The organism is Vibrio bathopelagicus, assembly GCF_014879975.1.
In the GTDB taxonomy this organism is placed as follows: domain Bacteria; phylum Pseudomonadota; class Gammaproteobacteria; order Enterobacterales; family Vibrionaceae; genus Vibrio; species Vibrio bathopelagicus.
Window position 1 is genome coordinate 367,224 of record NZ_CP062500.1, and the last position, 22,080, is coordinate 389,303.

At 42.3% G+C, this 22,080-nt stretch carries 17 protein-coding genes and 1 pseudogene; all 18 read left to right on the top strand.

Annotation, left to right across the window (positions count from 1 at the left end; translation table 11 throughout):
• Positions 1 to 1,943: 1,943 nt before the first annotated feature.
• Positions 1,944 to 2,207 (top strand): annotated as a pseudogene (locus IHV80_RS25145) (FKBP-type peptidyl-prolyl cis-trans isomerase); the annotation flags it as partial.
• A gap of 800 nt (positions 2,208 to 3,007) precedes the next feature.
• A complete protein-coding gene (gene csrD / locus IHV80_RS01770) occupies positions 3,008 to 5,023 on the top strand; it encodes an RNase E specificity factor CsrD (protein WP_192889869.1) in 2,016 nt (671 codons plus the stop codon).
• Between the two features lie 2 nt (positions 5,024 to 5,025).
• On the top strand, positions 5,026 to 6,468 hold the full coding sequence (locus IHV80_RS01775) for an MSHA biogenesis protein MshI (RefSeq protein ID WP_192889870.1): 1,443 nt from the start codon (positions 5,026 to 5,028) through the stop codon (positions 6,466 to 6,468).
• Complete coding sequence (pilO, locus tag IHV80_RS01780; RefSeq protein WP_192889871.1) at positions 6,468 to 7,115, top strand: type 4a pilus biogenesis protein PilO; 648 nt, start codon at positions 6,468 to 6,470, stop codon at positions 7,113 to 7,115. The genes IHV80_RS01775 and pilO overlap by 1 nt, the downstream gene beginning before the upstream one ends.
• The gene (locus IHV80_RS01785) at positions 7,108 to 7,437 is read left to right on the top strand and encodes an MSHA biogenesis protein MshK (RefSeq protein WP_192889872.1); all 330 of its coding nucleotides are present in this window, start codon (positions 7,108 to 7,110) and stop codon (positions 7,435 to 7,437) included. Before pilO ends, IHV80_RS01785 begins: the two co-directional genes overlap by 8 nt.
• A gap of 15 nt (positions 7,438 to 7,452) precedes the next feature.
• The gene (gene mshL, locus IHV80_RS01790) at positions 7,453 to 9,099 is read left to right on the top strand and encodes a pilus (MSHA type) biogenesis protein MshL (protein WP_192889873.1); all 1,647 of its coding nucleotides are present in this window, start codon (positions 7,453 to 7,455) and stop codon (positions 9,097 to 9,099) included.
• A gap of 53 nt (positions 9,100 to 9,152) precedes the next feature.
• Entirely contained in the window at positions 9,153 to 9,992 is an 840-nt protein-coding gene (locus IHV80_RS01795; protein WP_102360797.1) for an ExeA family protein, read from the top strand.
• A gap of 2 nt (positions 9,993 to 9,994) precedes the next feature.
• Positions 9,995 to 11,197, top strand: a complete 1,203-nt coding sequence (locus IHV80_RS01800; RefSeq protein WP_192889874.1) for a tetratricopeptide repeat protein — start codon at positions 9,995 to 9,997, stop codon at positions 11,195 to 11,197.
• Positions 11,187 to 12,911, top strand: a complete 1,725-nt coding sequence (locus IHV80_RS01805; RefSeq protein ID WP_192889875.1) for a GspE/PulE family protein — start codon at positions 11,187 to 11,189, stop codon at positions 12,909 to 12,911. The genes IHV80_RS01800 and IHV80_RS01805 overlap by 11 nt, the downstream gene beginning before the upstream one ends.
• A gap of 12 nt (positions 12,912 to 12,923) precedes the next feature.
• Positions 12,924 to 14,147, top strand: a complete 1,224-nt coding sequence (locus IHV80_RS01810; protein WP_192889876.1) for a type II secretion system F family protein — start codon at positions 12,924 to 12,926, stop codon at positions 14,145 to 14,147.
• 3 nt (positions 14,148 to 14,150) lie between these two features.
• Positions 14,151 to 14,606: an MSHA biogenesis protein MshF gene (locus tag IHV80_RS01815; RefSeq protein ID WP_192889877.1), complete on the top strand. Its 456-nt coding sequence runs from the start codon at positions 14,151 to 14,153 to the stop codon at positions 14,604 to 14,606.
• A 79-nt stretch (positions 14,607 to 14,685) separates the two neighbouring features.
• Entirely contained in the window at positions 14,686 to 15,261 is a 576-nt protein-coding gene (locus IHV80_RS01820; RefSeq protein ID WP_192889878.1) for a prepilin-type N-terminal cleavage/methylation domain-containing protein, read from the top strand.
• Positions 15,262 to 15,296: 35 nt separating this feature from the next.
• Complete coding sequence (locus IHV80_RS01825) at positions 15,297 to 15,764, top strand: type II secretion system protein (RefSeq protein WP_192889879.1); 468 nt, start codon at positions 15,297 to 15,299, stop codon at positions 15,762 to 15,764.
• Positions 15,765 to 15,902: 138 nt separating this feature from the next.
• Complete coding sequence (locus IHV80_RS01830; protein WP_192889880.1) at positions 15,903 to 16,400, top strand: type II secretion system protein; 498 nt, start codon at positions 15,903 to 15,905, stop codon at positions 16,398 to 16,400.
• The gene (locus tag IHV80_RS01835) at positions 16,397 to 16,765 is read left to right on the top strand and encodes a type IV pilus modification PilV family protein (protein ID WP_226088504.1); all 369 of its coding nucleotides are present in this window, start codon (positions 16,397 to 16,399) and stop codon (positions 16,763 to 16,765) included. Before IHV80_RS01830 ends, IHV80_RS01835 begins: the two co-directional genes overlap by 4 nt.
• Positions 16,765 to 17,487, top strand: coding sequence for a PilW family protein (locus IHV80_RS01840; protein ID WP_192889881.1), 723 nt, complete (start codon positions 16,765 to 16,767; stop codon positions 17,485 to 17,487). Before IHV80_RS01835 ends, IHV80_RS01840 begins: the two co-directional genes overlap by 1 nt.
• Positions 17,477 to 17,926 (top strand): MSHA biogenesis protein MshP, encoded by a 450-nt coding sequence (locus IHV80_RS01845; protein WP_192889882.1) that lies wholly within the window; start codon positions 17,477 to 17,479, stop codon positions 17,924 to 17,926. The genes IHV80_RS01840 and IHV80_RS01845 overlap by 11 nt, the downstream gene beginning before the upstream one ends.
• Positions 17,923 to 22,050, top strand: a complete 4,128-nt coding sequence (locus IHV80_RS01850) for a DUF6701 domain-containing protein (RefSeq protein WP_192889883.1) — start codon at positions 17,923 to 17,925, stop codon at positions 22,048 to 22,050. Before IHV80_RS01845 ends, IHV80_RS01850 begins: the two co-directional genes overlap by 4 nt.
• The last annotated feature ends 30 nt before the right edge of the window (positions 22,051 to 22,080 follow it).

The following is a 22,080-nucleotide window of genomic DNA, read 5'->3' on the forward strand; positions in this document are numbered from 1 at the left end:
ATGAAAAATATCCAGTAGGTTCATTAGAGCGCTTGATACATGGGTGTTGGCAATTGGGTATCTTCAGATTTCACGCTTTTTATCAAGAGTGGGATAATGGACTACAGGTGAGGTGCGATAGCATTAACCATACATTGGGAGTGAGAACGGTTCGTGTCGATCTCTTGGCTTTTGAGGGGGACTACAGAAGAACGTCTCAGGTCATGGACATAATTCGGAGCCATGATAGTTCAACGTGGATTTGGTTCGTCAATTGCGAAGCGCTGTTGGATTCTTCGTTAGCAGGTTGGTTGCGTAGTCTCCTTACGACTTATAGTGTAGAACACGTCAGAGTGGCTTTTCTGCTTGATAACCGACAACAGTACAGAAAAATTTTTCAACGAGCTTCAGCTCCGTTTTACCAATCCACAATACTTCTCAAAATTTAACAGCATTCATCATTTTGCCTGACAAACCAAAGAAGCATACAGTAACTTGCTCTACTCATTATTAGATCATTAATGGTCATTAGGCGTTGAGGTGACGACGTTCTGTTAGCTTGGTAACACGGCTCTAGCTACTGGGTAACATGACCTGCCGAAAGTTGGGATTTCAAGGCTTATCAGGATTGTCGGCGAAATCTTTTGGCAGCTTAGTTATTCATTTAAATACAGCTATTTTTATACCGAAATGTATATTAGTCTAGTGTCATATTGTTGAGTTTTAAGGAAATTTCAGTGGTAGCACAAACAAATGATCCCAATAAGCATGGGTTAAAGCGCTATATTGAAGAGTCAATCCGAAAGCAAATTAGAGAAGATGCAGGGTATGGTTGTGTAGTGTGCGGGACACTGTTTTGCGACTATGAACATATCGAACCAGAGTTCCACGATGCAGAGCTGCATGACCCAGCCAAAATGACCTTGCTTTGTGAGAGTTGCCACGGAAAGGTTACAGGAAAACGTAAATCTAAGAGGCGAGTTTGGGATGCAAAGGCTGCTCCATACTGCAAAAAGCACAACGTCATAAGAGAAGAAATCGATCCTTCTGTGAAGCCAACAGTTCAAATCGGGACTAGCCACTTTGATGATGTTGAAATCATCTTGTCCTTACATGGAAAGCCTTTGGTGTGGTTAGAGCCTCCCACACAAAAAGGCGAACCATTTTTGGTTAGCGCTATATTTTACGATAACAAAGGTAAATATGTTGCGAGCTTAAATCGAAATCAGTTTACTAGCGTTCTCGGTTCCCATGATGTGTGGGGGAAAGGGACGCGTATTGAGATACGTCCTGAAAAACGAGTAGTAGGGCTAACACTTAACATTGAGGGTGATAAGCCCGTCAACATTGAACGAATTAGCATGAACTACTTGGGGCAACCACTGGTTGTTAATAAAAAAGGTGAGCTTGAGTTTAGCAGTAATACTATAAGCTGTATGCAAGTGAGTAGTGGTCATACTGCGATGAGTATTGGAGATACACCGTTTACTCCACTAAGGGATTCTTTAGGACAATGGAAAATATTAACTATTGCTCACAGAGTTGCTAAATACGGCCAACAAGTCATTACTATAAACGGCAGCAGGTGTGGCTGGATCTTGGGTAACTGCCTTATAGACAACAACTACAGAGTCGTTGCAGTACACCAAAATGGAGTTACTTCTAATATCACTGGTGAGTTTGTTGGCAATCTCGTAGAGCAACTTAATGGCCGCTTTATGTTGGTTCACACTAGTTATGAATATGATAACTATGAGCCGATTTGGGTTTCATCTACAGATAAAGCCACGAGGAACATTAAGGTTGATTCATTTGTGGATGTGACTCATCGGATTTTTGGAGTTCAGAGTTTTAAAAGAACTCCATATACTCCTAAGTCAACTGAGTCCGTTCAATATCCAGAGAGACAGATGATAAATTCACGGCTGCCAAACTATCAGCAAACTAATGAGCACATTAATAATGGTGACCGAGTGTATATTGACTTCCAAGGAAGAATTGACGGAGTCGCGTTTGAAGGAGGGAAAGCTGAGAACTTTCCACTCGTTGTTGGTGGAAAACGAATGATACCTGGTTTTGAAGATGGCTTGCTCGGTAAAAAAGCTGGTGATGAGTTTGATTTAGAAATCGTATTTCCTGATGACTATCATGCTGAGAATCTGAAAGGAAAGATTGCGATATTTTCAATTGTAGTAAATAAGACGGAGAGACACGCTGAAAACGAATTAGCGTAAGAATTTTGTTTTCAACAGGGAGTCATCCACTCAAGCGACATTCATGTAGAGACAACATGTTGGCAGGTAAGAGAAAAGTAGCTTGATTTTCACTTTATTACGCGTGGCTAAAGGGGAGCTGCAACTCCCCCTTATCGTTCGATAGCTAAATTCACCAAGTTGATGGAACTACAAACACCGTACAAGATGATAGTAGCGTAACTGGCACATAAATGAAAATATTGATGGATACATCGATATAATGACCGTGCTGTGTACAGTCTTTGAAGTGATTGTTAAACTCGAGAGATTAGGTAGGCTCCTTCTTTTGGGGTTAGCCTGCTACAACATCTAAGGTTATAAGAAGTGCTCAAGACAGTGATAACTATGTGTGACTTTACGGAACAAAACCTCTTGAACAGTTACTTTGTGGTCTAAAACTGAATGAGAAAAGTGTAAAAATAAATGATGCAATATGGAGTATAGCGACTTACTTATAGTGCTTTATTTACTCTTTATTTAATAACTGTAAAGTTAGTTGTCATGATTGTGGTTTTGAGTTTTGTTAAGTTGTTGAGTTTTATTTATATTTATTGGATTTTTGAAGTGGTTTCTTTGTTACTTCCAAAAAAAACACGTGTACATCCCTTTTAAGCCCTGTTTTTAATATATTATAAAGACAGTATTAAATTGGAAAAAGCCGCGTTTATCGCGGCTTTTTGTTACCTAGAATTCTTAACGCTTTATTTACAACGTCAATTTATAGTATAAGTAGCAATACGGTATAATGTGAGTTGAAAAGGATTTCGTTATTCATGAGATATACCCCCACACTAAAATTGAGCACTCGCTTAGTCGCCTTTGTCACCGTGAGTGTGATCAGCGCGATGTTCATTCTTTTTATCGGCGGGACACTTTCTTTTAAGCGCATCGGACAAGAATATTTAGACCATTACTTGGTGGGTATTGTCGACGTTGTAGATAAAGAGATGGAAGATCCTGACGCCGCGTATTCTATGCAGCGTTGGATGCCTAAGATGTTGCAAGCGAGCAATATTGTTGAGATGAAACTCTCAAACAAAACCGGCATTGTGTATCGCTTCAAAGATACTTCTCCTCAGATTGATCCTAATCGACTTTATGAAAAAAGCTTTGTCCTTGAGCGCAATGAAGGTTATCGAATCGAGTTTAAGGCGCTTCCTCCTTATATAGGCTATAGCTATTCGCTTGAAGCCATGTGGTCAATTACTCTAGCGGTTGCTCTCATTATTTTCTGTTTAGCCCGTGGTGTTCGATGGCTCAAAGAGCAGTTGATGGGGTCAGAAATGCTGGAGGAACGAGGAAGAATGCTTCTAGCTGGGCAAGTTGAAGCTCATGCGAAAGGGGATGAGCGAGAATGGCCCTATACGGCAAGTGAAGCACTTGATGTGTTAATTGAAGAGCTGCAAGATGCTCGTCAAGAAAGAAGCCGTTTTGATACCTTTATCCGTACCCATACCTTCTTAGACAAGCTGACTGGTACAGCAAATCGCGTTCTATTTGATAACAAGCTCGAATCGGCATTGCATGAAAGTGGTGCTCGGGGCGGCGTTTTACTTATACGTATTGATGAATGGGATCAGGTTCGTGATGTTAACGACAAGCAGATCACAGATGGCTTTATTATTGAAGTCGGTGAAGTATTGTCGAATATTGTTCAGCGCTATCCTGATGTTATTTTCTCTCGTTATTATGAAGCGGACTTCGCGGTATTTATTCCGCATCAGGGAGCAAAGGATATTGCGACGTTGGCGGCTCAATGTTTAAGGCAGCTAGATAAGTTAACCCCGCCGGAACCTTTGGAGTCGGATAACTGGTGCCATATTGGTGTGACCATGTACACGGAAGGTGAGCGCCATAGCCAGATTATGGATGAAACAGAAACCGCGTTAAAAAGTGCTCAGTTGGAACGTATCAATAACTGGAGTCGCTACCCTAAATCAAATAAAAATGAGCTTGATCGCGGCAGTGTTCGTTGGAGAACATTACTTGATAAAGCTTTGCTTCCAGAAAACTTAGTAATCTTTGCTCAGCGATGTTACCTTATGCCGGAATCTGGTCAAGCTAATGAATTACATAGAGAAATATTCACTAGAATTCAGGACCCTGAAAAAGGTTTATTGAAATCATCTCGGTTTATGCCTGCTGTCGAGCAAGTCGGTTATCAAGCCCAAATGGATCAATCGGTTCTTAAGGTGTTGTTGAAGTTGGTGAAGGAATCCACTCAACCTATACACTATTCGATTAATTTGAATGTGACTCCATTTGCTAATAAGCAGCATTTTAAATGGTTTAGAAGTGAGTTGTTACAGCTCTCTGCCTTACATCGCTCTCTGCTTGCATTTGAATTTCCTGAAGGGCATTTGATTGCTCATTTAGATTATATGAGACCGGTGGCAAAGATGTTGTCAGGGTTAGGGTGTACAGTGATTGTTGGCCAAGCAGGGCGAACCATTGTAAGTACTCACTATATAAAAGATTTAAAGGTCAATTATATTAAGCTTCATCGAAGTCTTATTAAGAAAATAGACCAAAGACATGAGAACCAACTGTTTGTTCGCAGCTTGATTGGGGCTTGTGGTGATTCACCAACCCAGGTGATTGCTGTTGGGGTTGAGACAAAGCAAGAAAAGAACACCTTGATAGAGTTAGGAATCAATGGTTATCAAGGGCGATATTTTGAAGAAGAGCAACAAATCATTCCTTTGCCTCATCAAGGCGAAAAGGCAGTAAAACCCGAATCCGTAGTAAAAGTCGGTCGAAGAAATCGATGGCGTAAGAGTAGTAATTAAGCATGAATTTCAAAGCGATTTTAGACAAGGTAAGGCCAACGAGTAATAAAGGCAGCGCTCAAGTTGTTATGTTGGGCAATGATGCCATTTACATTTCACCGACAGAGCAATCTCCTCAAATTACTCGAATCTCATTGGTGAATGGGGATTGGGAAAGTGCGCTGAAACAGTCTCTCAATAGTGAGGCGTTTACTAGTGGCAGCCTTCAGCTGATCGTATGTGCCAATTATTACCAAACCTACCAAATAGATAAGCCGGATATTCCAGAGAACGAATGGTCGGTTGCGCTGCCATTCTTATTGAAAGATCTTGTTTCTGAGCGAGTGACGGATATTACCGCGAGCGCGGTGGCATTACCGACCTCGAACAAACTGCAAGTTTATGTTTTACCTAAGAAGCTATTAGATAAGCTCCTTAATGTGACTAATTCGGTACAGGTTGAGCTCAAAGGTGTTGTCCCTGAAGATGAAATCTGGGGCTACAGTGCGGGTGAGCTCTCTAACTTTATTCTTCTTCAACGTAGTCAGAACGCACACTTTAAATTAGGTGCTTTTGTTGAGCATACGGTTTGTTTTCAAAGAACGATTCGAAGTGTGGTTCCACCATTAACTGGAGTGGCTTCAAGTGCCTTACAGCTTGATGGTTTAGCGTTAGAGTTACAGCGTTCGATTGATTACCTTTCCTCTCAAATTAAAGGCACCCAACTTCACCAGCTCAAAATTTGCTGTGATGAAGAGGATGAAGCCGAACTGCAAAGCGTCCTAAACGATACGTTAAGTTCGAGCGTTTCTTTATTAGTGGACAAGGATCGTGAAAATTCAGAAAGTTTGCTGGTTCAACTTGCGGCAGAGAAAAATGATTTTAACGTTAACCTTTACCCCGAACATCTAAAGCCCCAAAAAGAGTATTTTACTCTCGCGAATGTTGTCGCGAGTTGGGCGATCATCAGTGTGCTGCTTCTCGGTAGTTATTTTGTGATGCAATATCAAGTCTCGAACCTAGACGCAGAGTTAACCACTTTGCAACATGACTCCAAGCAGCTTAACAAGCAAGTTAACCAGTTGAATAGTCAGCTAACTCAACATAAACCTTCACCAGAGAAAGTGGCTGCCGTTGCGCGTCTCAAACGTGAGACGCAAGCAAAAAAAGAAGCGTTGAAGGCGGTAGGGCAATACGACGAATCACAGCAAGTCGGGTATTCTGGCGTCATGAATGCCTTAGCTAAATTAGGGCGAAATGATATCTCACTTTCGAACATCTATATGACTCACGATACCTTAGATTTGAGTGGCTTTGCACGTAACGCAAATGTCGTTCCAAACTGGATTGGCCAATTTCAAAGCGAACTAAATTTAGTCGGACGAACGTTTGAAAAATTAAAAATAGGTCGTAATGATCAAGACGTGGTGACTTTTGAATTGAGTACTCGTAGGGAGAGCAAATAGTGCAACAGTGGAATCAGCTTAGCGATAAGTTTCTTGCATTAAGTCAAAGAGAAAAATGGCTGCTTTTCGTATGTGGTTTTGTTGGTCTAGCTATGTTGCTTTTCACGCTGCTGGTTGAGCCTGCGTATCTCGATTTACAAGCTAAAAAAGCTAAGACGATGAGCTTAACTCAGTCAAACCAAAGACAACAGGGTGAGCTGCTGGTGATTCAAGCCAAGCTGAACAAAGACCCGGATAAAGAGATTAATCTCGAGTACAAAAAGCTGCTAGTCGAGAGCCAAGACCTTTCTATTCAGTTATCAGAAATCATCGATGGGCTGATCTCGCCGTCTCAAATGTCACAGTTGTTAGAGAGTGTGCTTAATGCTGGCAGTGGATTAAAGCTTGAATCCTTAGAGTCGTTAAAACCAGAACCGATTTCGAATAATAAAGAAACTAGTGAGTACTCGGGCTACTTTCTTCATCCGGTAAGAATGGAGCTTACGGGGAGCTACTTTAGTATTTCCGCTTACCTTCAAGCGCTTGAATCTCTGCCTGTGAGTTACTACTGGCGCACATTTAAATACTCGGTAGAAGAGTACCCAAATGCTCGACTTGTGTTTGAGGTTTATACGCTAGGTACCAGACAGGAGTTTATCGGTGGTTAGAATTATCCTGTTGTCGCTACTTTTTTGTGGACAAGTAGCATGGGCTGAACAAGATCCCACGGCGCCATTAGGCTGGCTAACGCCGAAACAAGCAGCGCCAGCTAAAAAAGCGCCGACTCATTATCGTCTACCGTCATTAGAAAGCATTGTTTGTAAAGGTGATACACCTTGTTATGCGATTCTGAATGGTCAAATTCTCGCTCAAGGAGAAACGGTCAGAGGGTATCGAGTTAAGAATATCGATCCAGAATACGTCACTCTGCAGAGAAACTCTAAGCAGTGGAAATTAGAGATGTTCTCTTTAGATATTAAGAATAATTAAGGTTTGAGTGAAGACATGCGTAAACTTGTAGTAGCAATTCTAGTGTCATCTTTAGTCGGTTGTTCAATGGGGCATCGTGACCCTGTTGAGATAAAAGAGTCTTTGAACGAATCCATTAATGAAGCTAATAGTAAAGCACTTCATGAGCTTCCTTCGTCGGTTCAAGATGACCTCATGCCACAACTTGATTCAGACTCTAGGTCTCCGAGTATGGAAACGGTTAAACGCTTTCGTATTCAGGCGAATGGTGTTGAAGCAAGAACCTTCTTTGCTAGCTTAGTTAAAGGTACTGAATACAGTGCTGCTATTCACCCAAGCGTGGCTGGAAACCTCACGTTGAATCTAACCGATGTTACGTTAGATGAAGTGTTGGCTGTTGCTCAAGATATGTATGGCTACGATATTGAGAAACGTGGCAAAGTGATTCAGGTTTACCCTGCCGGTCTTCGAACAGTAACGATTCCTGTCGATTACTTGCAAGTGAAGCGTTCTGGTCGCTCATTAACGACGATTACCACCGGCACGATCTCGAACTCAGACTCTAACTCTTCAAGCTCTTCAAATTCGAACTCAAACTCGTCGAATTCATCTAACTCTTCTAATTCGTCCAATTCATCGAATTCGACATCGAATGGCGGAACAGAGATTGAAACGACTTCTGAAAGTGATTTTTGGCCACAGCTTGAAGCCGCAGTTGCTCACCTAATCGGATCTGGTGAAGGACAAAGTGTCGTGGTTACCCCACAAGCCAGTGTGATTACGGTACGCGCTTATCCTGATGAAATTCGTGAAGTTCGAGAGTTTTTAGGCATTTCTCAGAAACGTTTGCAGCGCCAAGTTATTTTAGAAGCCAAAATCATGGAAGTGACCTTGAGTGATGGCTACCAACAGGGGATTAGCTGGTCCAATTTATCTAAGTCGATTGGCAGTGGTGGTGTTGTAATTGACCGACCTGGTGGAACATTGCCTCCTTTAGATGCAATCAGCTCTTTGTTAGGTGGACAAACCAACGTAACGATTTCAGATGGCAGCTTTGAAGCTGTTTTGAGCTTTATGGATACCCAAGGTGACCTTAATGTTCTATCGAGCCCACGAGTAACAGCGGCGAATAACCAGAAAGCGGTTATCAAAGTGGGTACTGATGAGTATTACGTAACAGATTTATCAAGTTCGGTCGGCAGTGGTGATAACGCGAATGTCGCTCCTGAAGTCGAGCTGACTCCGTTCTTCTCTGGTATCTCTTTGGATGTGACTCCTCAGATAGATGATAAAGGTAGCGTATTCTTACATGTTCACCCTGCCGTTATTGAGGTAGAGGAAGAAGTGAAAGAGCTCAACCTAGGTTCAACAACGGGCTTGGTGCAACTTCCTTTGGCGAAAAGCTCTATTCGTGAGTCTGACTCAGTGATTCGTGCAAAAGATGGCGATGTGGTTGTGATTGGTGGGTTAATGAAATCAAATACCAGTGATGTGACGTCTAAAGTTCCATTCCTTGGTGATATCCCAGCACTCGGTCACTTGTTCCGTAACACCAGTCAATTAACTCAAAAAACTGAGCTTGTGATCTTATTGAAACCGACCATTGTGGGCGTCAATACTTGGCAGTCTGAGTTGGAGCGTTCTCGAGACCTTCTACAAGAATGGTTCCCTGATGAAGAGTAACCACTCATCTTCTCCATGTAGATTGGCAGCGTGTCATTAAGGTAGGTCACCTTATGTATCAAGCTCATTTTGGCTTTGAACAACTGCCGTTTACTTTAACGCCGAATACCGACTTCTTTTATGGTTTAGCGCCTCACTTTGAGGCGATTCAAACGGTTATCTCAGCGCTAGAGATGGGTGAGGGCGTGATTAAGGTTACTGGTGAGGTCGGCACGGGAAAAACGATGGTATGTCGAATGTTGGTGAACCATCTACAAGACTGTACAGCGCTAATCTACCTTCCGAACCCAATGTTATCTGGTGCTGACTTACGTCAAGCTGTCGCTAAAGAGCTTGACGTTGTGGTCGAGAACGAAGCGACCTTAGTCGATAGCATTCAGCATAAATTGATTGAGTTACACAGCTCGGGGCTAAGAGTCGTCGCGATACTCGATGAAGCTCAAGCTCTATCGGATGAGGCTCTCGAAACATTAAGGTTGTTCGGAAATTTAGAGACAGAAGATAAGAAATTATTACAAATTGTCTTACTCGGTCAGCCTGAATTGGATATTCGCTTAGAGGCTTATCATCTTAGGCAGTTTCGTCAAAGAATCAGTTTTAGCTCAACACTAAGGCCGCTTAATCTTGACGAAGCGGTAGCTTATATCGATAACCGAATAACCAAGTCGGGTGGCAATCAAAACCTATTTAGTTTGAATCATAAAAAAGCAATCTGGCGCTCTTCTCTAGGGATTCCAAGGTTGATTAATCAGTTGTGTCACAAAGCCTTGCTGCTTTCGTTTAGTGAAGATAAAAAAACGCTTGAAAACCAACACCTATTTGCCGCAATGCACGAGACATACGATGTATGTAAGCCTAAATTTAAAACGCCAATACTGTGGGGTTGGAATTAATTATGAGTGTCATTAATAACGCCTTGTCTGAATTGGCAAAGAAAGAATCAACAACATCGATAGAAGCGGCTGTCGTGCCTAAAGTAAAAACGCGTTCGCCATTAGTTTGGGTTGTGGGTGGATTTACCTTAAGTTTGGCAATGGGCGGTTGGGCGGTGTCTCAAGCCCCTAAACTTGAGAGTCCCATTTCAGTAAGTGCTCCACAAGTAGAGGTTTCGCTTGTCGACAGTTCGGGGCAAGTTAATCGTGTTGTTACGCCAGCGATGCCTTTGTCTCCAACTCAAAAACTGATTGATGTCGATTCTGAACTTACATCAGTGACATCTCACTCAATGGTTGAAAAAACGCAACCATCTGTAACAACTCAATCTATAACCGCTAAGTCGCTAGTAGACCAGCCAATAAAAGCTAAAACGACCAGTGTCGCGGAACAGTCAAAAAATCAAACAGCCCCTAAAGCGGTGAGGGTCGCTCCTCAAGAGCCGATTTATGTGGCAAACGTATCGAAGCAAACGCCGTCGTCAGTTAATGAGCAAGCGAGTATAGGTAAGTCTTCAGTTTCATCAGAAAATTCAGCTAGCAATGGCATGTTGATCGAGCAGATTGAGCTGACTTCTCAACAGCTATCCGATAATGCAGTAGGTCGAGCTCAGAAAGCTCTCGATGCGAACGATCTTGCTGGTGCTCTGAAAGGTTATACCGAAGCTCTGCGTTACGCCCCTAGGAATGAGGATGTTCGCCAGAAACTTGCGATTCTCTATTTTGGTAAGGGTGATACTCGTAAAGCTTATGAGCTTTATCAATCCGGTATCAAGCTTAATACCAATAGTGAAAAGCTACGTCTCGGTTTATCAAAATTGCTCGTCAAAGCGAATCAAGCGGAAGCCGCCTTGAGTCCATTAGTACACTTACCGCCCAATCCAACCAAAGACTATTTAGCTATGCGTGCGGCTTTGAGTCAAAGATCGCAGCAAGAAGAGATTGCCTTGGATAGTTACAAAAAATTGGTCGAGGTTGATTCAGATAATGCTCGCTGGTGGCTAGGTCTTGCGATTCAACAAGAGCGACAGCTTGATTTTAGTGCCGCTAAAGAGTCATACCAAGGCGCTTTAACTCGAGTTGGAATCTCATCTCAATCGCAAAACTTTGTCCGCGACAGATTAAAAATAATCGATGCCTTAGAGGAGAACGACGATGCAAATTAGATTAAGAAAGCGGCTTGGTGATTTGCTCGTAGAAGAAGGCATCATTACTGAGGCTCAAGTTGCGCAAGCATTGGCCGCTCAGAAAAGTACTGGACGTAAACTTGGCGATGCCCTGATTGAACTTGGCTTCTTGTCTGAACAGCAGATGCTGAGCTTTTTGTCTCAGCAGCTAGCGATTCCTCTGATTGATTTAAGTCGAGCTGTGGTCGATGTAGAAGCGGTTCAGCTTTTACCCGAGGTACATGCTCGTCGCCTTCGTGCGTTGGTGATTGGACGCCAAGGCGATACCTTACGTGTTGCAATGAGTGATCCTGCCGATCTGTTTGCTCAGGAATCATTACTTGGTCAACTAGGTGATTACGCTTTAGAGTTTGTTGTTGCTCAAGAACGACAGTTAGTCGATGGTTTTGACCGTTATTATCGTCGAACCAAAGAGATCGCTTCTTTTGCAGAGCAGCTGCATGCCGAGCACCAAGTTAATGATGCCTTTGATTTTGATATAGCGGGTGAAGACAGCGATGAAGTGACGGTTGTTAAACTCATCAACTCTTTGTTTGAAGATGCAATTCAAGTCGGCGCTTCCGATATCCATATCGAGCCAGACTCTAACGTTTTACGTCTTCGCCAGCGTATTGATGGGGTGTTGCATGAAACGCTATTGAATGAAGTCAATATTGCATCTGCTTTGGTGCTGCGCTTGAAACTGATGGCAAACTTGGATATTTCTGAGAAACGTCTGCCTCAAGATGGTCGTTTCAATATTCGAGCTAAAGGCCAGTCTGTCGATATTCGTATGTCGACCATGCCGGTACAGCATGGTGAGTCTGTGGTGATGCGTTTGCTTAACCAATCAGCAGGCCTCCGTAAGCTAGAAGCCTCGGGCATCCCCAATGATCTTCTTGTCCGTCTTCGCCAACAATTACGCCGTCCTCATGGCATGATCTTGGTTACTGGCCCAACAGGTTCTGGTAAAACGACGACCTTATATGGTGCGTTAAGCGAATTAAACGAACCGGGTAAAAAGATCATTACTGCGGAAGATCCGGTCGAATACCGTCTTCCTCGCGTGAATCAGGTTCAAGTAAATCCTAAGATCAACCTCGACTTCTCGACGGTATTGAGAACCTTTCTACGTCAGGATCCCGATATCATTCTTATTGGTGAGATGCGTGATCACGAAACTGTTGAGATTGGCCTAAGGGCAGCATTAACCGGTCACTTAGTATTAAGTACGCTCCATACCAACGATGCAGTAGATAGCGCACTCCGTATGATGGATATGGGGGCTCCCGGCTATCTCGTGGCAAGTGCCGTTAGAGCTGTGGTCGCACAGCGATTAGTTCGTAAGGTGTGTACTGATTGTAAGGTCGATGACGAACTAGACGAGCCTCGTAAGCAGTGGTTGAGTATGCGTTTCCCTAATCAAGTCGATGTTCCCTTTATGAAGGGGCGTGGTTGTCAGAACTGTAATTTGACGGGTTACCGCGGGCGTATTGGTGTTTTTGAAATGCTAGAGTTAGAGCAAAACATGATGGATGCGCTCAGAGCTAATGACGCTGTTGGTTTTGCTCAAGCAGCCAGACAGTCTGACAATTACAAACCGTTATTGGCTTCTGCGATGGAGCTTGCTTTACAAGGTGTTGTGAGCCTCGATGAGATAATGCACCTTGGTGAAGGCGATGCCTCCGGTGCAACCGACCCCATTTATCTGTAAGGGTAGACTAGTATGCCAACGTATCGTTATGTAGGTCGTAGTTCTGATGGCAGTCAAGTGACTGGCCAGTTGGATGCGAATAACGAAGATCTTGCTGCTGAAAGTTTGATGAGCAAGGGGATCATTCCTACCTCTATCAAGCTGGGGAAAAGTGGTGGATCAGTGTTAGATATGGATGTATCTAGCCTGTTTTCTCCTAATGTGCCTCTAGAAGTATTAGTTCTATTTTGCCGACAGTTATACAGCCTCACTAAAGCGGGTGTTCCATTATTGAGGTCGATGAAAGGCTTAACCCAAAACTGCGAAAACAAACAGTTGAAAGCGGCTTTAGAAGACGTGGTTGCAGAGTTAACGAACGGCCGTGGATTATCGGCATCGATGCAGATGCACCCAAAAGTATTTAGTCCACTATTTGTATCAATGATCGGTGTTGGTGAAAACACAGGTCGTTTAGATCAGGCTTTATTGCAATTGGCTGGATATTACGAGCAAGAGGTTGAAACTCGTAAGCGAATCAAGACCGCGATGCGTTACCCAACCTTCGTTATCAGCTTTATTTTGATTGCGATGTTCATTCTTAATATCAAGGTTATTCCACAGTTTTCTAGTATGTTCGCACGCTTTGGTGTCGATCTGCCACTGCCAACTCGTATCTTGATTGGTATGTCAGAGTTCTTTGTGAATTACTGGGGCTTAATGCTCGCGGTTATTTTCGGTCTTATCTTTGCTTTTAAGGCATGGGTAAAAACTGACAAAGGATTGGAAAAGTGGGATAGGTTGCGTTTAAAAATGCCGGTTATTGGTGGCGTTGTGAATCGAGCACTATTGTCGCGCTTTTCACGTACTTTTGCACTAATGCTAAAAGCGGGTGTACCACTTAACCAATCATTAGCGTTATCAGCTGAGGCTTTGGACAATCGCTTTCTAGAACTACGAGTTCAAGCCATGAAATCAGCAATCGAAGCGGGTAGTACAGTTTCATCTACCGCAATCAACAGCGAAATTTTCACACCGCTCGTGATACAAATGATTTCAGTGGGTGAAGAGACAGGTCGTATTGATGAATTGCTGCTTGAAGTGGCTGATTTTTACGACCGAGAGGTCGATTATGATCTGAAAACTTTAACGGCCAGAATTGAACCGATTTTGCTGACGATAGTTGCAGGCATGGTGCTGATTTTAGCGCTAGGTATTTTCTTACCTATGTGGGGAATGCTGGATGCAATCAAAGGTTAGGGAATGCTAAATAACCTACAACGCTCACGTTTTGTTATTTGGAGTGTGGTTATTCTTTTTCTGATTATAGGCCTACTTTCGGCATCGAAAACGGTAGAAGAAGAAGCGACTAACACGGCATTTATTGTCGCGAGTAAGCAAATGCTAGAGCGAGCCAATCGTTTCAAGCAACAGTATTTGTTAACGGGTGTTGAGCAAAAAGGTCATTCAGAACAACCAAAGTTCTATAGCCGTACAGGTTGGATAATGCCGATCCAAGACTCGGAACGAGACTGCAATTATTGGTTGGATCAATTGTACCCTCAAGGGAGCATTTTAGGGCTAAGCTCTCCAAGTGTTGAAGATAAAAGTGATAACATACAGTTTCATTGTAGTTATCATTATAGTGATAAGTATCAGATAGATATATTACTCAAGAAAGAAAGATTTAGTGTGAAAGCCAATATTTTGGCTTTGTGAAAATATTGACAGTTTTTGTGTGGTTTTATACGAGCGCAAATGTATAATGCGCGTTAATAATTAGATGAGTAGGTAGAAAATGCTTAAGAATCAAAAGGGTTTCTCCCTTGTCGAATTAGTCATAGTGATCGTGGTCGTTGGTTTATTGGCGGTAGCTGCTTTACCTCGTTTCTTAGATGTGACGGATGAAGCCAAGAAATCAAGCATTGAAGGCGTCGCTGGTGGTTTTGCAACGGCAGTTTTGTCGGCGAGAGCACAGTGGGAAGCAGAAGCGCGACCATCAGAGAAGATAGGTGTTGAAACATACAATACTGTAAATTATGATGGTGTTGATTTTTGGTTAACAAGATCAAAGAACAGTAACAACGAAGATACCGACTTTCGAGACGGCTATCCATGGACTCTGAATAATAATTCTAGCACTGCACCACAAGATATTTCAGATAAAACATGTTCTGAGTTGATGGAAAACTTACTGCAAAACCCACCTAAAGTCGGTGCGGTTTCAGATGTTGCTAGTGACTCAAATTACAAATATTCAGCGCAAGCGAATTCAGGTGATGCAACGTGTACTTACATTCAATTAGAAGGTAATACTGAGCACCAATTCGTTTACGAAATTAAAACTGGTCGTGTGACCGTAACTTTGCAGTAAGTCTGCGTAAAATTAAACATAGAGAGAGCTTAACTATGAAAAGACAAGGCGGTTTCACCCTAATCGAACTAGTGGTTGTAATTGTTATTCTAGGTATTCTTGCTGTAACTGCGGCACCACGTTTCCTTAACCTGCAAGATGATGCTCGTGAGTCTTCACTACAAGGCCTAAAGGGTGCAATTGATGGTGCTGCTGGTATCACTTATGGTAAAGCTGCAATTGACGGTTTAGAAGCTGTATCAGCAGGACAAAATGTAGAAGGTATTGATATTGCGTTTGGTTACCCAACTGCAACTGCAACTGGCATTGGTGCTGCTGTTGTTGGCCTAACCGATGACTGGGAGAATGTGACTAGTGGTGGTACTGGTACTATCTCATTCAGCTTTTCTGGAGCAGATGTTGGTGAAGATGAATGTATCGTTACTTATAATCAAGCTACAGGAACAACTGCCGCTTCAGCTGCTTCTACAACAGTAACTCTTGGTGCTGGTTGTAACGGTTAATCACTAATTAGTGATCCTTTGAAAGGTCAGCATTTGCTGGCCTTTTTTATTTTAAATATAAGTAAATAACTCTCTAATATTCATTGTTTTTATTCTATCTTGTAATCTAGAGCTACGATTGACTTACTTAGGGTCTATATGGACATAAAGCCAAACAGAGGTTTCACTTTAGTTGAATTGATTGTGGTGATTCTTTTACTTGCGATTATTTCAGCGACAGCCATCAGTCGTTTTGGTGGACGCCAAAGCTATGAATTGTATGCTCTGCAAGAGCAGGCTTCTTCTATTGTACGTCAAGTTCAATTGAATAGAATGCAATCCAATATGGACATGTCTGTGTCAGGTGCCGAAAGCTTACGTTTAGTGGCTGCGAATAATTGTATCGGTTCGCAATCTGCTTGTAACAATACATCTGAAACAAGAAGTGATGTTATCGCTAGTGATGATTATAGTTTCTCGTCTGTACCGATCTCTAGCTACTCTTCTCCAATCGAATTCAACTTATTAGGTAATCCTGAAAATACTGCCTCATCTGGTGTTCAAATTACAATTTCATCTAATAAAAGTTCAGACAAAGCTTGGGTTTGTATCAATTCTCAAGGCTTTGTTTACCCGAATCGCCAGGAATGCCCATGAGACAAAGTATGCTAAACCGTGGTTTTACAATTATAGAGTCGATTATTGTGATTGTGCTTCTAGGGTTTGCCATGCTCGCATTCTCTACTTTTCTCGCACCACAATCCGTACTTTCAGGCCAAGTGAATTATTCCAATCGAGCCTCAGCATTAGGCCAAAGTATTATGACTGATCTGTTAGCTCGAGATTATGGTTCTGTGAGTTCAGGCACTCCGATTGAACTCGGCAGCACTTACACTAACTTTGATGTGGAGTTGATAGTCACCAACGACACACCGACTACGTCGATGCAGAAATTTACGCTAACAATTACCGCGAGCAATAATTCTCCTATCACTTTAGTCGCCTTTAAAGGGGAGTATTAATGAAGGACAAAGGATTTACGCTCATAGAGATGATTTTAGCTATTGTCATCTCAAGTATAGTGTTGCTTGGTGTTGCGAATTTTACTGAACTTGGCATGAGAGGATATTTTGGTTCTGTAGAACGCTTTCGATTACAAACTGAAGCTAGGTTTGTATTGGAAAAGCTTTCGCGCGAAGTGAGACATGCTGTACCTAATTTGTTTCCAGCTTCAGTGAGTAGTGGTTGTGTATCATTCTATCCAATTGTTGATTCAGGTTTTTATGCCATTTCTGGAGCGGATATTAACTTCTTGGTTAGTGATACTGGAGCAACAAGTAGTTCATTACAATCCATGTCATTAGTAATAAACCCGACGCGTCCTCACACTGATATCAACGAATTAAATAATATATACCCTCTTAACAATGTAACACCTCCAACTGCATCTGCCGCTTACTTTTCTATCCCAAACGGCGCCAACAGTCTTGTCAGCGAGTCTGTGGGTAAAAGGCATTACATTTTTGATTCAAATACCCTTGTAGACTATTGCCTTGCGAGTGGTAATTTATTAACTCGTAATGGCGTCACAATAAGCGATCGAGTTATGAGTGATAATAGCGCTCTGAGTTATCAGCCTGCGGATGTTCAGAGCAATGGTGTCGTTGAGCTGGTTTTAGAGTTTGCTGAAAATAATGAGTCCACAGTATTTGAGCAAGATATACAGGTGATTAATGTCCCGTAAATTATCCCAAAAAGGTAGTGCGCTAATCATTGTTATTTTTGTCATTGTGGTGCTGGGTTTTTTAGCGACAAGCTTAAGTCGAACTAGTTGGTCTGATAATGATTCAAATACCCGAGTAGTACTTGGGACACAAGCGTGGTTACTAAGTCATTCTGTTAATGAATATGTGATGACGCAATTTTATCCCGATCCTGACCCACAATCTTCATCCGCTATTTCAACAGTGTGCACTGAACCTATACCGAGTGCTGTGGCAAATGTTGCTGGTTCAATAGTTTCTGAGTCATCGATGAATTGTTCTCTGAGCTCATTGCAATGTGGAAGGCGGGGGCGGCTCGATGGTTTTGTTTTTTATGTTTTAGAGTCTTCAGTTGTTTGTGGTTCTGGAGTAAGTGAAGTTCAACGTAATCAAGAGCTTTGGGTTAAGGAGACTGAATGAAACATCTTAGTATAATATTTGCGCTGCTATTTATTTCTTTTCCTTCTTATGCTGATTTTTCTTCATCCCAATGTAGTTCACTCCACGCAGGGGACGATTTCTCCGTATGGTTTAAATTAGCTCCATCGTCTGGGGAGGATACTATATATGCGACTAAAAGAAACGGCGGTAGCCCGACACCAATGTGGAGTAATGATAGTAGCGTTCAGAGCCCCGTAATTGATGATAACGAAACGTCGAACGGTGAGTTTTATGAGGTTTGGCTTGAATATCAAAGCGTCACGAATAAGTCAGGATGGTTAACTTATAATTTATGGGAAGGAAGCTCTTGGCGACAAGTTGGGTCTCCTCAATACGCTGACCTTTCAGGGCTTTCTGCAGCGATTGCGGTTTCAGGCGATGGGGCGAGCGAAATCAAGTGTGATGATGATATAACTCAACCTCCTCCAAGTTATGCACCCCAAGCTCTTTACCAGTTTGGTGTCATGCAATGTAATGGCTCAGAATGTAAGATTCCGCTGAGTAAACCTTTTACGAACACGCCACTTGTGTTTGTAATGCCAACTATCGATCCAGCTAACCCGGACTCAGATGCCCCCGCAACGTTAGTTGTGACTAATGTTACGAAAACGGAAGCAACGATTGAGCAAATTAAAGCTCCGAAGAATGGAGGTGGCTCAGATTTAACTAGTCAGCCTATGATAGAGGTTAGCTATCTTGCTATTGAACCAGGTGTTGCTGATTTTGATGGGCATCAGGTAATTGCGGGTTACATAGAGACTGATCAAGCTAGTGCTAAATCAGGCTCAAATAATAATGATAGAGCCTTTTATAGCGATTTTGGAGGAGGGATATTCCCATCTAATCCTGTTGTGTTGCACCAAATTCAAACTCGAAATAATAGCAATAAGTGGATGACATCTGGCAAGGTTAGAAGAACTAATGAGAAGTCATTCGTTGATTTGTTTTTAGAGCTAAGCGCTTCTCATAACAGTAACCGCGACTATGAAGATGAAAAAATAGCCTTTTTAGCTACGTTACCGACAAGCTCAGTTCTTGAAGTTGATGGCTACAAGGTTCAGTTTGCTCGAGGTTATGATACTCCAAGTCAAAGCGGGGGAGACCCTATGCTCGATGGTTGTGAGGATAAGTATGCAACGAGCTCCCTAAGTAGTATTGATGGGGTCATTGCGAATAAACAAGAGAGAGCTGGCGGGCACGGAGGGTGGTTGCGTCGTTGTAATATCAATGATAATCAGGTTAGTTTCGTTGTTGATGAAGATTATAGAGACCGCACGCATATACCTGAGGAAGTGGGTTACTTTGCTTTTGAATTTGAAGATGTTCCATTAGAGATATGTGACGTTACCCCTCATGTGGTGCAATCTTGGGGGAGTAATAGTCGCTTAAAGTGGACGTCTAATACGGCCTCCATCCAAATTGAAGGTACTTATCAATCTAGTGGTCAGGTGGGGATTTGGGTTGATCCTACAAATCCAACTGTTAATCCAAAGGCACAATGTGATGGAAAGGAGTGTATAGAAAACTCATCCCTATATGTAGTGGAGCCTAATATCGTTGATTTAGATTTACCCACCGGACGAGATGTCGATGCAGGTTGGCAAGAAGTTGATCTTCCTAGTGGTAAGTATAATACGGTGTCCGCTGGAGGTTCTGGAACACTTAACTTGACAGGTGGTACTTATTATATCGAGCGTTTAATTATTAGTGCTAGCGGTAAATTAGTATTGTCTCAAGATACCAAAATTTTTGTGAATGGTTTTGAGCTGTCAGGGACGGGGCAGGTTATTAACAATAGCTTCAAACTGTCTATATGGGCTGAGAATTATAAAGGTAGTGATGCCTTAGTTCAGGTGGAAAGGAGCTTGAATGCGCTAATTTTTAGTCGAGAAAAAATACTTGTCTCTGGTGGTAAAGGGCTAATAAGTGGGCGCGTAACAGCTAAGAATATAGAATTAAGACCTGATGGTAAAATTATTGATGATGCTCAGTTGTGTCCTGTACAGCCATCAGATTACCAATTGAATTTGACTCCCAACAAAGACTTCTCTTTATTGTGTGAAACTCCACAAGTGACGGTAACTGTGACTGACTCTCAAGGGAACCCAGCGACGGAGCAAGTTGAAGTTTATATTAGAACACCTACTGGTATGACAGTTGATAGTATTATTGAAGGACACCATAACGGCGGGAATTCTTATTCGACAAATTCGTCGGGAATATTAATACTAGGCTTGGATGCGGCCTCAATTGGTACCTATAAAATTGAGGCTGAATTAGCATCTGACTCAAGCCAAAATGACTTTGGTGATTTTTTAGTATCGCTCTACAAATTTGAAGCAAGTGATGTGTATGCTACTGCAGGGAAGGATGCTGAATTCACACTTAAAGTTCTTGCATGTAAAAATGATTCCGTGACGCCTGTTTCTGGCTATAGCGGCAGTAAAAATCTCAATATTTCCCAGTTTACATTGCTAAAGCCATCGCTTAGCGAGGGGGCTCAAGATGGTGGACTACTAGTTTCTGGTGATGGTGGGACTAGTTGGAGTAACTCATCAACAACATTTGACTTTACAGACGCACAAGCGATTCCAAATGGAAAACTCAATTATGATGAGTCTGGTTCTGTTAGCTTTAAGTTATCGGATCCCGATTTTGAATGTCCTGCTGGCTATGATTGTGAAGATAACGAAGGCGGAGATTTAGATGCTCTGGAGGGGGTCGTTTATGTCTTTGTTCGACCGTGGAAAATTGCGATTTGTGATATAAAAGATACGCTTGTGCCAGCAAATTCAAATCCAGCAACGACGACTGGGACTCCTGGTTTTATGGCTTCGGGTGAGAATTTCTCTGTCAAATATCGACCAATCGTATTTGGTAGTGGAGACGAGTGTAATTTAGATATCACTACTAATTATGCGCTGGATTCTGGCCCTATCAATGTGTCTTTTAAATTGGCTTATCCCAATATTGTTGATGACAATTTAAATATAACTCCATCGGTGGTAGGACCGTTTGGTAATTCGTCCGAACTAGTGATTTCAAATTATTTATGGGATGAAGTCGGCTCTGTGCAATTTAAGACAAGCGCTACGTATCTGACTATGGGGCTAAATGAAGATACGGAACTCGTAGGTCGCTTTTATCCAAAATATTTTACCACGATAGGTACTCCAATTTGGGATTATCCAGGAAGTGGAGTAAGTGAGCAAAGCTTTGCTTATATGAATCAACCATTCGATGGTGTCGAATTTGAAGTTGAGGCGTTAAATGCTCTAGGGAACGCGATTGCAAATTATGCATCATTTGATACTACGTTAACGGCGGGCTTCTCATTATTTGAGGCAAATTTTGGTGATCGCTTTAATTCTCCTGTGCCCAACAAAGTGTGGATTGCTACTGATAATCGAAGTATTGGTACTTTTACACTAAGTGAAATTTCTCCTGCAACCGACTGTGATTCAGAACTATGTCTCGAAAAACTATCAACGGCTAATAATTATGAGGATGGTCCTTACAACGGTACTAATGGCAATTCAACAGATATATCAATTACTCACACTGGTTCTGTAAGTGATGACCCGGTTGCTTATCTGAACGAGGAGGGGAGTAGAGATCCTCAACGCTTAACCGCGCAGCCCGATATTCGCTTTGGTCGAATGGACTTAGACGATGTTGGTGGCAATTCAGGAGCAACAATTACTATTCCTCTAAGAGTTGAGTATTGGAATGGCAGCCGCTTTGTTCTTAATGAGGATGATAATGCTACAAACGTCGAAGCTTCTACGAGTGCTAGCGATGTTATTTGGTCAGAAGACGGCAGTGTCACCACGACAGTAACATTCGCTAATGGCGGCCGGGTATCTTCTGGAGAGTCTCGTAACCTGACGGCTTCTCAAGGTGGAGGTGTAAGCATCCGTGAACAAGTACAGTTGTGGCAAAATATGGATGATATTCCATGGCTCAGATACGATTGGGATAGCGATAAAGTTTCGGATGCGGCAAATGGAGAGCAAGATCCCTCCACCGTCGTCACATTTGGTATCTACCGCGGTAACGATCGTGTGATTTACCGAGGTGAAAGTGGTTTAACAGGTCAGTAAAAATATAATTTTTGCCCCTTAAGTTAGGAA